The sequence below is a fragment of the Amylibacter sp. SFDW26 genome, assembly GCF_009184395.1.
In the GTDB taxonomy this organism is placed as follows: domain Bacteria; phylum Pseudomonadota; class Alphaproteobacteria; order Rhodobacterales; family Rhodobacteraceae; genus Amylibacter.
Window position 1 is genome coordinate 529833 of the sequence record NZ_WEIC01000001.1, and the last position, 14281, is coordinate 544113.

General features: G+C 44.2%; 12 protein-coding genes and 1 tRNA gene. 4 read left to right on the top strand and 9 right to left on the bottom strand.

Features of this window, described 5'->3' with window-relative positions; genetic code table 11:
* Nucleotides 1-12: 12 nt before the first annotated feature.
* The 7 genes from F9L33_RS02755 to F9L33_RS02785 all read right to left on the bottom strand — a co-directional run bounded on the left by F9L33_RS02755 (nucleotide 13) and on the right by F9L33_RS02785 (nucleotide 8368).
* A complete protein-coding gene (locus F9L33_RS02755) occupies nucleotides 13-1233 on the bottom strand; it encodes a bifunctional alpha/beta hydrolase/OsmC family protein (protein WP_152141200.1) in 1221 nt (406 codons plus the stop codon).
* 98 nt (nucleotides 1234-1331) lie between these two features.
* Nucleotides 1332-2660: a dimethylsulfonioproprionate lyase DddP gene (gene dddP, locus F9L33_RS02760; RefSeq protein WP_152141201.1), complete on the bottom strand. Its 1329-nt coding sequence runs from the start codon at nucleotides 2658-2660 to the stop codon at nucleotides 1332-1334.
* A gap of 101 nt (nucleotides 2661-2761) precedes the next feature.
* Complete coding sequence (locus F9L33_RS02765; RefSeq protein ID WP_152141202.1) at nucleotides 2762-3196, bottom strand: DUF4345 domain-containing protein; 435 nt, start codon at nucleotides 3194-3196, stop codon at nucleotides 2762-2764.
* Nucleotides 3197-3306: 110 nt separating this feature from the next.
* Nucleotides 3307-4395, bottom strand: a complete 1089-nt coding sequence (locus F9L33_RS02770) for a glycine betaine/L-proline ABC transporter ATP-binding protein (RefSeq protein ID WP_193221950.1) — start codon at nucleotides 4393-4395, stop codon at nucleotides 3307-3309.
* Nucleotides 4349-5269, bottom strand: coding sequence for a proline/glycine betaine ABC transporter permease (locus F9L33_RS02775; protein WP_152141204.1), 921 nt, complete (start codon nucleotides 5267-5269; stop codon nucleotides 4349-4351). Before F9L33_RS02775 ends, F9L33_RS02770 begins: the two co-directional genes overlap by 47 nt.
* Before the next feature lie 75 nt (nucleotides 5270-5344).
* Entirely contained in the window at nucleotides 5345-6352 is a 1008-nt protein-coding gene (locus F9L33_RS02780; protein WP_152141205.1) for a glycine betaine ABC transporter substrate-binding protein, read from the bottom strand.
* Between the two features lie 279 nt (nucleotides 6353-6631).
* Nucleotides 6632-8368: an ATP-binding protein gene (locus tag F9L33_RS02785; RefSeq protein ID WP_152141206.1), complete on the bottom strand. Its 1737-nt coding sequence runs from the start codon at nucleotides 8366-8368 to the stop codon at nucleotides 6632-6634.
* 149 nt (nucleotides 8369-8517) lie between these two features.
* On the opposite strand from F9L33_RS02785, the gene F9L33_RS02790 reads away from it, so the two are divergent.
* Nucleotides 8518-9726: a bifunctional 2-polyprenyl-6-hydroxyphenol methylase/3-demethylubiquinol 3-O-methyltransferase UbiG gene (locus F9L33_RS02790; protein WP_152141207.1), complete on the top strand. Its 1209-nt coding sequence runs from the start codon at nucleotides 8518-8520 to the stop codon at nucleotides 9724-9726.
* Nucleotides 9727-9999: 273 nt separating this feature from the next.
* Here the strand turns inward: F9L33_RS02790 and glnA are convergent, their stop codons facing one another.
* Entirely contained in the window at nucleotides 10000-11406 is a 1407-nt protein-coding gene (gene glnA / locus F9L33_RS02795; RefSeq protein WP_152141208.1) for a type I glutamate--ammonia ligase, read from the bottom strand.
* Nucleotides 11407-11446: 40 nt separating this feature from the next.
* Nucleotides 11447-11785 (bottom strand): P-II family nitrogen regulator, encoded by a 339-nt coding sequence (locus F9L33_RS02800; RefSeq protein ID WP_152141209.1) that lies wholly within the window; start codon nucleotides 11783-11785, stop codon nucleotides 11447-11449.
* Nucleotides 11786-11957: 172 nt separating this feature from the next.
* Between F9L33_RS02800 and F9L33_RS02805 the strand changes: the two genes are divergently transcribed.
* The 3 genes from F9L33_RS02805 (at nucleotide 11958) to F9L33_RS02815 (ending at nucleotide 14267) form a co-directional block, all read left to right on the top strand.
* Entirely contained in the window at nucleotides 11958-13493 is a 1536-nt protein-coding gene (locus tag F9L33_RS02805; RefSeq protein WP_152141210.1) for an NAD(P)H-hydrate dehydratase, read from the top strand.
* Between the two features lie 85 nt (nucleotides 13494-13578).
* Nucleotides 13579-13663 (top strand) — tRNA-Leu (locus F9L33_RS02810).
* Between the two features lie 79 nt (nucleotides 13664-13742).
* On the top strand, nucleotides 13743-14267 hold the full coding sequence (locus F9L33_RS02815; protein WP_152141211.1) for a hypothetical protein: 525 nt from the start codon (nucleotides 13743-13745) through the stop codon (nucleotides 14265-14267).
* Nucleotides 14268-14281 lie beyond the last annotated feature (14 nt).

A 14281-nucleotide genomic window follows, 5' to 3' on the forward strand; every position in this document is an offset into this window, starting at 1 on the left:
GACCTTAGCGTATTAATCCGCTAAGGTTGTGGTTACGTTGATCTCGCCCTCTAATGTGCGGTGTACTGGACATTTATCGGCGATTTCCAAAAGCTTTTGTTTTTGTTCTTCGGTCAGGTTGCCCTTTAGGCGGACTTCGCGTGTGAATTGGTCAATGCGGCCTTCGGTTGTCATGCATGTATCGCAATCTTGGGCGTGGACTTTGTGATGAACAATACTGACCTGCACATGTTCAAGCGGGATTTTTTTGCGTCTTGCATACATGCGAACGGTCATGGATGTACATGCACCCAATCCTGCGGATAGGAATTGATAGGGCGACATGCCTTTGTTCGTGCCACCATAAGTAATGGGTTCATCTGCAAGTGCATGGTGAAGCGGACCTGCGCAGATGTCTTGTAAGAAACCATCTGGGTCTGCTTCGGTGGATCGTACCACACCTTCTGGTGCGCCGATTGGGGCAGCAGGTTGTTTCAGGCCAAGATAGCGTGCTGACCATGCGGCAATAACTTCGGCAGCGTATTCTGCGTCTTCTTTGCGTGTGACCAAGTGATCGGCATCATCTAATGTGATGAAGCTTTTGGGATGCTTTGCATTCGTGAAAATCTGCGCGGCGTTTTCGATACCTACGGTTTGATCTGTTGGGGAATGCAGAACCAATAGGGCGCGTTTTAGATTGGCGATGGCTGGTGTCAGCTCTGCCTCGGATACGTCATTGACGAAATCTTGGGTGATCTTGAATGGGCGGCCTGCCAATTTGACGGTTGCTTTGCCTTTTTGTCTTATCTCATCCAATGAGCTGCCAAAGTTATGGACAACATGACCTGGGTCAGCAGGGGCACCGATGGTTACGACGGCTTTGATGGATGGGATTTCACCCGCAGCTTTTAGGACAGCAGCGCCGCCTAAAGAGTGACCTATTAGTAATGTCGGTGCGCTGTTGTTTTCCGATAAGTATTTTGCAGCGTGTACCAAGTCACCTACGTTACTTGTAAAATCTGTATTTGCGAATTCGCCACCTGAATGGCCAAGGCCAGTAAAATCAAACCTTAGAACGGCAATACCCATCGTTGCCAAACGTTGCGCGATACGGCGTGCGGCGGGGATATCTTTGGTGCAAGTAAAACAATGTGCAAAAATAGCTGTAGCGCGAACATCGCCTGATGGCATGTCCAAGCGTGCTGCAAGTTCTTCACCCGAATGACCAGTGAACGTGATTTTACCCTGTGACATAAAGGGGAACTCCTGTGGCTTGTCTTTAAATTAAGCAAGAGAAGGGCGTTAGCAAGAGAATGAAAGGAAAAGTCACGTGCTTGTGAGGGTTATGCGCCTTATGTTTCACCCATCAGGTGCGGACAGAAGGGATATTTGGTTAAATTCTCAAATCCATCCTCTGTCACCAATACCTGATCTTCGAGTTTTATAGAAAAATCACCGCCTTCTGGACTTACCAAAGCTTCGGCGCAGAGCACCATTCCAGCCTCTAATTCATAATCGAAAGCACCTTCTACATAACCTTCTTTATAGGCGATTAGAGGCCATTCATCGCATAAGCCAACACCGTGAAAACGGCATCCATATTGGCCTTTGATGTATTGATCATCAAGTTGGTGACCTTTGAAGGTTAAATCACGCATGGACACACCAGGTTTCATCAATGCCATATTGGTCATGATGTGTTCATGGGCGTGCTGCATCGCATAAATCATATCTTGGCGGGGCTTTTGATCGCCAAACCACCATGTGCGGCTGATATCAATACAAATGCCGTAACACCCGACTAAATCGGTATCAAAGGCGAGGATTTCGTTATTTTGCAAACGGCGTGGACCGCATTCTTGGAACCATGGGTTTGTGCGTGGTCCTGTTGATAGAAGGCGGGTTTCGATCCATTCGCCGCCGCGTTTGATGTTGGACCTGTGAAGTTCTGCCCAAATCTCATCTTCGGACATGCCTGTTTGGGTGGCTTCAAACATTTCAAGTATTGCTGCTTCGCAAGCATGGGACGCACAGCGCATAGCATGGATTTCATCAGGGCCCTTTATGCTGCGGGACTTTTCGGTGACTTCTTCACCAGGCATGATTTCAAAACCTTGGGCTTCTAACGCGCGTATGCCGTTTAACATGGCTTTATCTACAGCGATGCGATTGTTACCGCCGCCATGTTCATTGATCAGATCGCGCACCTCTTTGGAAAATACATCAGCAGCAACATCCACTTTATCGCCGCGGTCAAAGTAAAACAGATCTGCGCCTGAGCGTTGCTCGCGCACCAAAGGATTGAATGTTGAAAGGAAGGGGGAGTTTTTGTAATCCCAGATCACCATATATCCGTCTGCACATAAAAGGACGGCGCGAAACGGATTGTGTGTGTTCCACAACTGCATGTTTGTGCTGTCTGTGGCATAACGAATGTTCAGTGGGTCGAACATGAGCAGGCCACCATAATCACGATCAACGATGTGTTTTGTCAGGCGTTCCCAGCGGAACTTGCGCATGGCATCTAGGTTTGGTGGTGTTAGACCTGCGGCTTCCCATTCGCGTAAAGCCAAAAGGGTGGGGCCAATCTCGATACGATCACCATCATTCGGGCTGCCATCAGCTAGCGTGTCGCCACGTGTGGGGTCGATTTTGCGTGTATCTGAGTAATGTGTGTTCATTGGTTTGGCGTCCCTTTCTGTTAGGGGAGCATAATCAATGTGTTATTCGCAATTCTATTTGCGTCTTTGATTAAACAAAAATGTCGTGATTAGGATGCGTCTTATACCATTCTAGAAACGGTAAAACGGTAGACGAGATAAATGAATATAGGCACGCCAAGTTCGACTGCTGCTAGAACCACAAAGAGTGGATGTGGATTGCCCACGAAGATGTACGATAGAATACGGCCACTGCCAACGACCATAAAAAGCCCAAGTAAATGAGGTACGTAGTAGAGATGGGTCCTAAGATGTTTGGCACATAGAAATACCATGAAACCGTAAGCGACCATCATTGGGGATAATGTACGGATTTCGCTGTCTACATTTGCGGGTGACATTTCAACGATAGGGGGTTGTTCGCCAAGGATCGGTTTCATGAGATCCAACATAAGGTTAAAAGCTATGTCTGGGCCCAACAAATAATATGAGCTGCCTATGATCATAATCAGGATACTGGATAAGAATAACAGCCCGCGTAAGATATGAAATGACATCTTTGGATCCCCTTATTTCCCTATTGGTATAGTTTGGCGGCTTTAAATGAAGCTGTCCATATAAAAAGGGCCCCCAGTTGGAGGCCCTTTTCGTAATGTGTGTTGTGATCTTAGCGGTAAGAGTCGATGCCTTTTACTTCGCCATCTGGACGTGCAATGGCTTGTACCATTGAGTCCATAGTGACAGAACCAACAACTTTCTTGCCGTCCATAACTGTCGCTGATTTTGCTTTTGCGTTTGAAAGCGCTTGCATAGCAACATCGATCACCATGGATTTGTCCAGTTTCAAAGCAGTCGCTTTGGCTGGTTTTTTACCCATGATAGAGTTCAGCTCCAGAACGCGTGCACGGTTGATGTCTTGGATAAAGTCCGTGACGTATTCATCCGCTGGATTCAGAACAATGTCTTGAGCCGAGCCAGTTTGAACCATGGCACCATCGCGTAGAATGGCGATATTGTCACCGATGCGCAAAGCCTCATCCAAATCGTGTGTGATAAAGATGATGGTTTTGTGCAGCTCTTCTTGCAGTTCCAAAAGGATGTTCTGCATATCTGTACGGATCAATGGATCAAGCGCAGAGAAAGCTTCATCCATCAGTAGGATGTCAGCATCTGTTGCCAATGCGCGGGCAAGGCCCACACGTTGTTGCATACCACCAGACAGTTGCGCAGGGTAGTGATCTTCGAACCCTTTTAGGCCCACACGTTCCAACCATTTTTGGCCACGCTTTACAGCTTCATCCTCGGCTATACCTTGGATTTCCAAACCGTAAAGTACGTTCTTAAGAACTGTACGGTGTGGAAGCAGGGCGAACTTTTGGAACACCATTGATGCTTTGTAACGACGGAAGTCGCGCAATGCATCAGGTGACATGGTCAAAACATCTTGTCCATCAACAATCATTTCACCAGCAGTTGGTTCAATAAGGCGATTGATGTGACGGATCAGGGTAGATTTACCCGAACCAGACAAGCCCATGATCACTTGGATACCCTTTGCAGGGATATCCAGGTTGATGTTGTTTAGGCCGATTACGTGTCCGTGGTTTTTCAACAAGTCTGGTTTAGACATGCCGCCCTCAACATGTTTGACCATGCTTTTGGGATTTTTACCAAAGATTTTGTAAAGGTTTTTGATTTGTACTTTAAGATCAGACACCGTGGCCTCCTTCGCGGTGTTTCTGCAACCGCTTACCATATGCTTGAGATACACGATCAAAGATGATCGCAATCGCAACAATTGCCATACCGTTAAACACACCAAGTGCTAGGTATTGGTTGTTCACGGCGCGTAGCACTGGAGTACCCAGACCACCTGCACCAATCATCGCAGCAATCACAACCATAGCCAAAGCCATCATGATTGTTTGGTTCACACCTGCGAAGATGTTTGGCAGAGCCAGTGGAATTTGAACACCGAACAGGCGCTCTTTTTTGTTGGCGCCAAATGCGTCAGCCGCTTCCAATGTTTCTTTATCCACAAGGCGAATACCAAGGTTTGTCAAACGCACGATCGGTGGGATCGCATAAATCATCACAGCAATCAAAGCTGGTGCTTTACCAATGCCGAGCAGCATAACAACTGGAATAAGGTAAACGAAACTTGGAATTGTTTGCATGATATCGAGAATTGGAACGATGAATGATTGAACGCGATCAGAGCGTGACATCCATACGCCAAGAGGTATTCCAAGGGCGATACAGAGCAGGGTAGATACCGAGACCATAGCAACTGTCGCCATTGTGGCCTCCCACATATCTAACCAACCGATTAGAACAAATGATAAGACTGCGCCTAAGGACAGTTTCCAACTTCTGGAACCAAGATATGATAAGCCTGCGACGATCACTAAAAATAGTGGCCATGGCATCCCAACCATTGCATGTTCAAATTTAATGAGAATCCATTTTAATGGTTCAAAAATATTTTCGATCCATTCGCCATTTTCACGGATGAAATCGCGAAAACCACTATCAATTCCCTTTTTAAGATCCCTTAGGTCAGTGCGGCCCATGACGGGCGGTTCTATCCAAGTGAGCTTAGACCAATCTATAAGACTGTCTTCTGCCATTGTTTTTCCCTCTGAATTTTATATATAAAAAAGCCCACCACTGCTGTGCAGTAATGGGCGATTTTTGCCAAAAGCTTAAAGTGAAGCTTCGATTTTAGCCGCAGCTTCTTCTGAAACCCATGATTTCCACACATCTTTTTGTGTGTTCATGAATTCAACAGCAGCATCTGCACCAGCTGCTTGCTCGTCAGCCATGTAAACCAACATGCTACCCATTACGTCAGCTGGGAATGAACGTTTACCGAAGTAATCCATTGCATCGCCACCTTTTGCTTGAGCTTCTTTTGTGATCACTGTGTTCACAACAGATTCAACATAAGATGTTGGTTGTGGGTCGGCGCAATCTTGCTCTGCTTTAGAGATACAGCCGTTCCAGTTTTCGTCGCCACCCCAATCTTGTTCGATAGTTAGTGGTGAAAGACTTAGACGACCAGCCAAGGCTGTTGGTGACCAGTAGTAGCCTACCCATGGTTGGCCGCGTTCTGTTGCTTTTGTTACAGAACCGTCAAGACCAGCAGCTGAACCTGGGTCAACCAGTTTCCAACCTTTTGCTTCCATGTCGAAAGCGCGGAAAAGGTTTGCACCGATCAATTGACAGCCCCAACCAGCAGGACAACCAAGAATGCCGCCTTTTGATGGGTCTTCTGAATCTGGGAACAAGTCTGGGCGTTCCAAGATTTTTTCTAGTGTGTCTAGTTCTGGATATTTTTCAGCAACCACTGGGTTGATGTAATAACCATCACCAGCACCAACGATTGGTCCTTCGTTTACTACGAACATACGGCCTTCGTCTACGGCAGCATTCAAAGGCTCAGCAACAGCATTTGCCCATAGCTCTGGGGCTACGTCTGGTTGTGCTTTTTCATTCATTGATGCGAATGTTGTTGTCGTCGCGCCTGGAATTAGTTCAACGTTACAGCCGTAACCTGCTTCAAGGATCATTTTGTCTACGTTTGCCATCAACTCAGCAGATGCCCAGTTCATTTCAGCGATAGAAATGTCACCACAAGCAGCGTGAGCAGCAGATGACATTAGTGCAGCGCCAACAGCGAATGCGGCGATACCTTTAAATTTATTACTCATTAGTTTAGTCTCCCATGTTGTTTGTATGTTTTTTCACATACTAGGCTGTCGGTGTTTTCATAGTCCCCGCAGCTCTGGCAGCATTAAGCGATGCAGAAACCCTGTCGTCAAGCTTGTCGTTGAAAAAAAACGTCTATTTTTCAAAAAATGAGAAAAAGTGAACAGTAAATATCGTTTATTTGAATTGAAGTGTCGTTTTCACACTGTATCGCAATGGATTCATATAAATTGTTGATTGATTGGATATGTTTTTTGAATTGATTTGCGTTACGGTTAAGATTAATTCAACTTAAGCAGTGTTGATAGCAACAGATTTGAGTCTACTGGTTTCGAAAGAATCGTATCAAATGTGCCTTTGGGCCCAGCCTTTAGTATTTTCTCTGGTTGGGCAGTTAAGGCAATAATTGGTACGGTCGCATTTTTATGATCCAACTTTCGAATATCATTTAGTAAGGTGTTCCCATCGTAATCAGGTAATTGTAAATCGCATAAAATGATATCGAAATCATAGTTCTCTAAAAGTCTTAAAGCTTTTGCTCCAGTATTAGCATCGATAACTGTGGCTTCTTTATCTTCCAACAATATACGAACCAGTATGAGATTGGTTTTTGTATCCTCAATGTGCAAGATACGCTTGTTTGCTAATGTGCCTATATTTTTAGGGGCATTAATGTCGTCATTGTTAATGTTGAATGTTAACTCAAACTGACTACCACTATCTGAGGATATTAATAGGTTTAATTCTCCATTCATTGCTTGTGCAATATTTCGGATAAGCCAGAGACCGAGACCAGTACCTTGTGCTGGGAGTATTTGATTATCAGCCTTAAAAAACTTATCGAAAATTTTAGCTTTATGCGGTTCTGATATTCCCACACCAGTATCTGTTACACTGATGTGTAGTTTAGAGCTTGAAGTGCCATCTATAATGCAAGCTCGCAATGTGATCTTGCCTTTATTTGTAAAACGAATTGCATTCGACATAAGATTAGATACGCATTGTCCTAACCGTGTTTCGTCAATCATGACTTTGTTTGGAAAATTGCTGCTGATATCCAATATTATATCTATCTCTTTATCTTGAATTGCAGCTTCAAATGTTTTTTGTAATCTATACAACAGGCGAGGTATATTTGTTTCGATTGGATTGTGTAAAAACTGACCACGTTCAATGGCTTCGCTATCCATGATGTTTGAAAGAAGTAAGTTTAAATTTTTTCCGGAGTCTTCGATCAGGTTGATATATTCGCCTTGTTTCGATGATAATTCGGTTGTTTTCATAATGCGAGAAAAGCCAAGAATACCATTCAATGGGGTTCTTAGCTCGTGACCGACTGTTGATAAAAGATCGCTTTTAAACTGGGTTAATTCTTGTGCATGTTTTAATGCTGTATTCAGTTTTTCTTCGTTTCGATTATTCTCTTGATAATTGCGGTAAAAGTATCGCGCGATATCTATTGTAAAAAAGATAAGGATAATGGATGCGAAAAATTCGGCCCATGCGGTTCCTTTTTCTTCTGCTGAGCTGATAAAAACATCTCGTAATGCGATGAATATTATAGCGGAGTTATGGATTAAGAGATGCCCAAATAAAAATATAGCATCATGGAACATAGTGCTGATTATGTAAATTGTTGCAGATAAAATCACCACATAAGGAATAAACTGTGTGTGATTTTCGGTTAATAGGGATAGATGAATAAATATTCCTGCAATGCATATAGATTCCATCCAAGATATGAATAGAAAAAAAACTCTCAACCGTTTGGAAATCTTTTGATCTCTTTCGTGATCCGTAATGATGCGCTTTTCTATTATTATATTTATGAGATCAACGAGCATTAACGGGATAACCCAAAACAAGACAATGTTGGTTGGGTATATTTTAAAAACGATGAGTGTTAGCCCTCCAATGATCAGTGTCCTTATTTTGACACGAGCCATTGATGCTTTGCTGACTTCATAAAGACCTTTATCGTCAGATCGAGATAATAAGGAGAGAAGAGGATTGGTCACGTTTATGCTTTTTACTTTGGTTGTACCAGTCTACATATCTTGTTCTTGAATGCTACTGTTATGATTGCAAACCACAATACTCTTTTGTAGCACTGCTGAGTTTAGTATTGTAGTCAATGTTGAATAGTACATTTTAAGGAAGCTGACTGATGCCTGCGATGATTGAAGATCATTATAACGCGTATCCATATCCAGAGCGTAATCCACAGGATGAACGTAAAAGATTGATCACAGGATCACCATCTAATCCTTTTGAAATTGATCACCATGTATTTGGCGGAAGACGAGATTGGTCTAAGACCATTAAGATATTGGTCGCGGGGGGTGGTTCTGGTGATGGGTTAATCCAAATTGCACAAGGTTTAACGGATGCTAATCGACCCTATGAAATTGTGTATATAGATTTATCGACGTCTACACGAAAAATAGCAGAAGAACGGGCTGAAATTCGTGGGTTGAGAAATATAACCTTTATCACTGGGAGTTTACTGGATGCAGCTGATTACGGTGAGTTTGATTATATCGACTGTTGTGGGGTCTTACACCACCTAGAAGATACGCAAGCTGGTTTCACAGCTCTTTCGAATGCTTTGACAGACGGAGGTGGTTTAGGTTTCATGGTTTATGCTCCATACGGTCGAAGTGGTGTTTATCCTTTGCAGGAAGCTTTTGGAGCCCTGTCAGAAGGGATGACGCCAGAAGAGCGTTTGAAGTTTGGGCAAACCGCTTTTGGACGTGTCCCTGATACACATCCATTTAAGAGAAATGAATTACTTGGGGACCATAATGATGGGCCTGCGGGGTTTTACGATTTATTGCTGCATAATCAAGATCGCGCTACGAGTGTCAAAGAATTAAATGGCTACTTAACTGAAGCAGATTTGGAATTAAGTAGTTTTGCACAACCAGCTTTGTATCGTTTGAGTGACTTTCTACCTGAAGGATTTGAATTGCCTGAGGGGCTATCGAATGTAGACCAAATGCATTTGGCTGAAAAACTACGAGGGACTTTGAAAACCCACGTGGGGTATGCAAATAAAATAGGACAGAGCAAACCTATTAATTTGAACGACCATTCTTTGATCCCACATTTCATTGGAGCTGATCCAAGACAGGCCGCTCAGGTTATTTTGAAAACAGGAGTTCTGCAGATACATCTTGATGGTCAAAAAATTGGTCTGACTATGCCGCCTGTCGCTGCAAAATTAATGGGTGTGATTGATGGGCAGCGCTGCTTGGCTGATATTGTGAAGCTTTCTGGCATGGACAGGATCGCATTTTCATCAATATGGGCGCAGTTATCTGCGTTGTTGTGTGACTATGGACTGCTTCTGTATTCAGATTTAGGCAAAAACTAAATGCAATACCCAGTTCCGCCAATTATGACAGCGCTTTGTTCCGTACAGCTTTTGCTAGAGTGTTGATTTCTTTCTTTTGGCGCATTTGCACATGCTGCCAATAAAAGAGATGCCGTTAAGCATACGAATTTAAAAAATGTATTCATGATCTTACCCGAAATATTCTTAGTTTTATGCTAATAGTTTAAACGTGTAATTTATTTCTGGTCAATATCTATAACTAAAAAGGCCCCCGAAAACTCGGAGGCCTTAAATTTTTTAGTCCTAAAGCTATTAGCAGCTGTAATACATTTGGAATTCCATTGGGTGTGGCGTGTGCTCGTATGCGTGCACTTCTTCCATTTTCAACTCAATGTAACCATCCAATTGTGACTTCGTGAACACGTCACCAGCCAATAGGAAGTCCATGTCTGCTTCAAGCTCTTCTAAAGCTTCACGAAGTGAACCACAAACAGTTGGGATTGCTGCCAACTCTTCTGCTGGTAGATCGTACAAGTCTTTGTCTGATGCTTCACCTGGATCGATTTTGTTTTTGATACCGTCAAGGCCAGCCATCAACAATGCAGAGAAACACAAGTATGGGTTTGCTGCTGGATCAGGGAAACGAGCTTCTACGCGTTTTGCTTTTGGTGATTCAGCCCAAGGAATACGTACACAACCTGAACGGTTACGTGCAGAGTAAGCGCGAAGAACTGGTGCTTCGAAACCTGGGATCAAACGCTTGTAAGAGTTTGTTGATGGGTTTGTAATCGCATTCAACGCTTTAGCGTGCTTCAAGATACCACCGATGAAGTATAGAGCTTCTTGAGATAGGTCAGCGTATTTGTCGCCTGCAAACAATGGTTTGCCATCTTTCCAGATAGACATGTTCACGTGCATACCTGTGCCGTTATCACCAGCGATTGGTTTTGGCATGAATGTAGCAGATTTACCGTATGCGTGTGCAACGTTGTGGATGATGTATTTATATTTTTGCAAATCATCAGCTTGTTTTGTCAAAGGACCAAACACTAGGCCAAGCTCGTGCTGACATGACGCCACTTCGTGGTGGTGTTTGTCAACTTTCATGCCGATACGCTTCATTGTTGAAAGCATTTCGCCACGTAGATCTTGTGCAGCGTCTGTTGGGTTTACTGGGAAGTAACCACCTTTAACGCCTGGGCGGTGACCCATGTTGCCCATTTCAAACTCAGCATCTGTGTTCCATGACGCATCAGCGGCATCAACTTCGTAAGATACTTTGTTGATTGTGTTTGAGTAACGAACATCGTCAAACAAGAAGAATTCAGCTTCTGGACCCCAGAAAGACTGATCGCCGATACCTGATGCGATCAAGTAGTTTTCAGCGCGCATAGCTGTTGAACGTGGGCAACGCTCGTATGTTTCACCAGTGTCTGGTTCAACAACGTGGCAGTGCACACAGATTGTTTTTTCAGCGTAGAACGGATCGATATATGCGCTGTCGCAATCTGGGATCAATTTCATGTCTGACTCGTCGATTGATTTCCAACCAGCGATAGAAGAGCCGTCGAACATAAAGCCGCCTTCTAGAAAGTCTTCATCAACTTCGTCGTTGATTACAGTCACGTGCTGCAGCTTGCCGCGTGGGTCTGTGAAACGGATGTCAACATATTGGATATCTTCATCCGCAATGCGTTTGACTAGGTCTTTTGCACTCATTATAAAATTCCCTCTGAGATAAGGTTACGGGGTTGATGTATTAAAGTGCTTCCGCACCTTCTTCACCGGTGCGAATGCGAATAGCGTGTTCTACGGTGGAGATAAAGATTTTTCCGTCGCCGATTTTTTCAGTACGAGCGGCATTTACGATTGCTTCTACAGCAGCGTCAAGTTGATCGTCGTCTAAAACAACTTCGATTTTCACTTTTGGTAAGAAATCCACAACGTATTCCGCACCGCGGTATAGCTCTGTGTGGCCTTTCTGACGGCCGAAACCTTTGGCTTCTGTTACTGTTAGGCCTTGAATGCCTACATCTTGAAGGGCTTCTTTAACTTCGTCTAATTTAAACGGTTTAATAATGGCTTCGACTTTTTTCATTTTAGCGTTCTCCCAATATATGCTGTGAATGCTTGGCAGGAGTGTTGGAGAGGATTATGTTGATGTGCAATTGAGTGTCTTGCTTCCTGTGTTTTAATTCAGATGATTCAGACTGTTTTGATTAAAAAATAGGCAATATGCATAATAATTAAACAAATGAGAATCCTGAGCTATGGTTGAACTGCTAACATCTGCCCAAATGCGCGCCACTGAGCAATCTGCCATCGACAATGGCGAGGTCACTGGGTTGGAATTGATGGAACGCGCGGGGCGCGGCGTTATTGATGCCATTTTCCAAGAATGGCCAACAATGGCGCGTACATCTTATTCTGCAGTGGTTTTATGTGGACCAGGTAACAATGGTGGCGATGGTTTTGTTATTGCGCGGTTATTAAAGCAATGGGGCTGGGCTGTAGATGTTTTCCTATACGGAGATGCGAATAAATTACCATCAGATGCGCGTATAAATTATGATCGTTGGGCCGATATTGGCGATGTCATGCCCTTAAATGATGCCGACCTTGGGTTCGAAGCAGGTAATATGCCCGATTTGATTGTAGATGCGCTTTTTGGCACAGGATTGACGCGTACTGTTGAAGCACCGCTTTCATTGTTATTAAGAGAACTTGACACCATAAGAGAACGCTATGGTGTGAAATGTGTTTCAGTTGATGTTCCATCAGGCTTATGTGCCGATAGTGGCCGAAACTTAGGGACATATTGTACTGTAGATATGACAGTGACGTTTCACAGCGCAAAAATTGGGCATTATTTGGAACGTGGTTCAAATCAGTGTGGGAAATTGGTGATCACGGATATCGGTTTAAAGCCAAGTGATGGAAGCCCTGTGAGATTAGCCGAACCTGAAAAAGGTATGATGGGCAAAACTTCATTTGCCCATAAGTTTTCACATGGTCATGCTTTTGTGCTATCGGGGCCGCATACGAAAACTGGCGCAGCGCGTCTTGCGGCAGGTGGGGCTTTGCGTGTTGGGGCAGGGTTGGTCACTATTGGGGCGCAACCGTCTGCGATGGCGGAACATGCAGCGCAATTAAACGCTATTATGTTGTCTAAGGTTCAAGGTGCAGAAGATTATGCGAACACTATCGCATTGGATGAACGTCTTAATGCAATCTGTGTTGGCCCTGCTTTTGGATTATCCCAAGATCGTGCGGATCTGTTAAAGGCAATTTTGGTGTCAAAACGGGCGACTGTATTAGATGCAGACGCTTTGACTTTAATCAGTAAAGACAAAGCTTTATTTGACCTTGTTCATGAGAATTGTGTGTTAACACCACATGGTGGGGAATTTGCACGTGTCTTTCCTGATATTGCGAAAAAATTAGATGTCAAAGTTTCTAAGGGGCCTGCATATTCTAAGGTGGATGCGACCAGAGAGACTGCAAAGCGTATAGGTTGTGTGGTTCTGTTTAAAGGGGCGGATACGGTGATTGCAGCCCCTGATGGGCGGTGCGCTATAAATTCGGCGCATTATGAACGCTCAGCACCTTGGTTGGCCACGGCAGGATCAGGTGATGTGCTGGCTGGGTTCATAACAGGACTATTGGCACGGGGCTTTTCACCTATGCAAGCAGCGGAAACCGGGGCGTGGTTGCATGTTGAATGTGCGTTGAAATTTGGTGCTGGTTTGATCGCAGAAGATATCCCAGAGCAGTTGCCGAAAATTTTTTCGGATTTAGGGCTATAAATTTGCATTTTCCTCTCGCCAAGGGAAAAGAGTTAGGCTAGAAGGCACCTCATTCGAGCGAAGCAACCGATCGTTCGAACTTTGTGCGGGTGTGGCGGAATTGGTAGACGCACCAGATTTAGGTTCTGGCGCCGAGAGGCGTGGGGGTTCAAGTCCCTTCACCCGTACCATTTACCAAACAATGCTTTAAGTTTTGATCCTACTTCTGTAGGGGCTTAATGTATTGATTTTAAAGGTGGGGTGGTTCGCATGTTTGACGGTTTGATGCAGTGGTTTTTGAATCGCACGCGTGTGATGTTGATTAAACGTGACGGCTATGTCCCTGTAAACAAAAAGACTTATCTGGCAGAAATTGGTGAGTTTCGCCCAGAAAGCAACTATGAACTGATCGTGCAATGTTTGGGTGAACGGTTGTTTGCAGATGGTGGCTTGGACGCATTAAAGCTGCATGCAGATCATTTATTTTGGTTGATTGTGACTGCGCGTATTCATTTGGGTGAAGCGTTTGCAGAGCCACAAATGCAATTTGCCCAAGCTGTGCGTAAAGGTGATTTGGAAGCGGCGCGTAAATTGGCAGCGGCACCTATATCATATGCAGGGGCTGCATTAGAGGCCGTGAAACTGCGTATTGGGCATAATCCACCGTGGTATGAAGCACAGGCGCGTGAAACGAAAAAAGCATATGTGAAATTCTATGAAGAGCATATCAATGATCCCGAATTTACCGTTGATAAAGCCAAGATGCGGATTTGGGTGAAAGCTGCGAGTTTATAGAATTTAACGGTATA

Excerpts from the sequence above, each read along its gene's own strand:
- F9L33_RS02775 (WP_152141204.1), bottom strand. The coding sequence starts at position 5,269 with ATGGCAGAAGACAGTCTTATAGATTGGTCTAAGCTCACTTGGATAGAA.
- F9L33_RS02780 (WP_152141205.1), bottom strand. The coding sequence starts at position 6,352 with ATGAGTAATAAATTTAAAGGTATCGCCGCATTCGCTGTTGGCGCTGCA.
- glnA (WP_152141208.1), bottom strand. The coding sequence starts at position 11,406 with ATGAGTGCAAAAGACCTAGTCAAACGCATTGCGGATGAAGATATCCAA.
- F9L33_RS02770 (WP_193221950.1), bottom strand. The coding sequence starts at position 4,395 with ATGGTAAGCGGTTGCAGAAACACCGCGAAGGAGGCCACGGTGTCTGAT.
- F9L33_RS02790 (WP_152141207.1), top strand. The coding sequence starts at position 8,518 with ATGCCTGCGATGATTGAAGATCATTATAACGCGTATCCATATCCAGAG.
- F9L33_RS02800 (WP_152141209.1), bottom strand. The coding sequence starts at position 11,785 with ATGAAAAAAGTCGAAGCCATTATTAAACCGTTTAAATTAGACGAAGTT.
- F9L33_RS02765 (WP_152141202.1), bottom strand. The coding sequence starts at position 3,196 with ATGTCATTTCATATCTTACGCGGGCTGTTATTCTTATCCAGTATCCTG.
- F9L33_RS02815 (WP_152141211.1), top strand. The coding sequence starts at position 13,743 with ATGTTTGACGGTTTGATGCAGTGGTTTTTGAATCGCACGCGTGTGATG.
- dddP (WP_152141201.1), bottom strand. The coding sequence starts at position 2,660 with ATGAACACACATTACTCAGATACACGCAAAATCGACCCCACACGTGGC.
- F9L33_RS02805 (WP_152141210.1), top strand. The coding sequence starts at position 11,958 with ATGGTTGAACTGCTAACATCTGCCCAAATGCGCGCCACTGAGCAATCT.
- F9L33_RS02755 (WP_152141200.1), bottom strand. The coding sequence starts at position 1,233 with ATGTCACAGGGTAAAATCACGTTCACTGGTCATTCGGGTGAAGAACTT.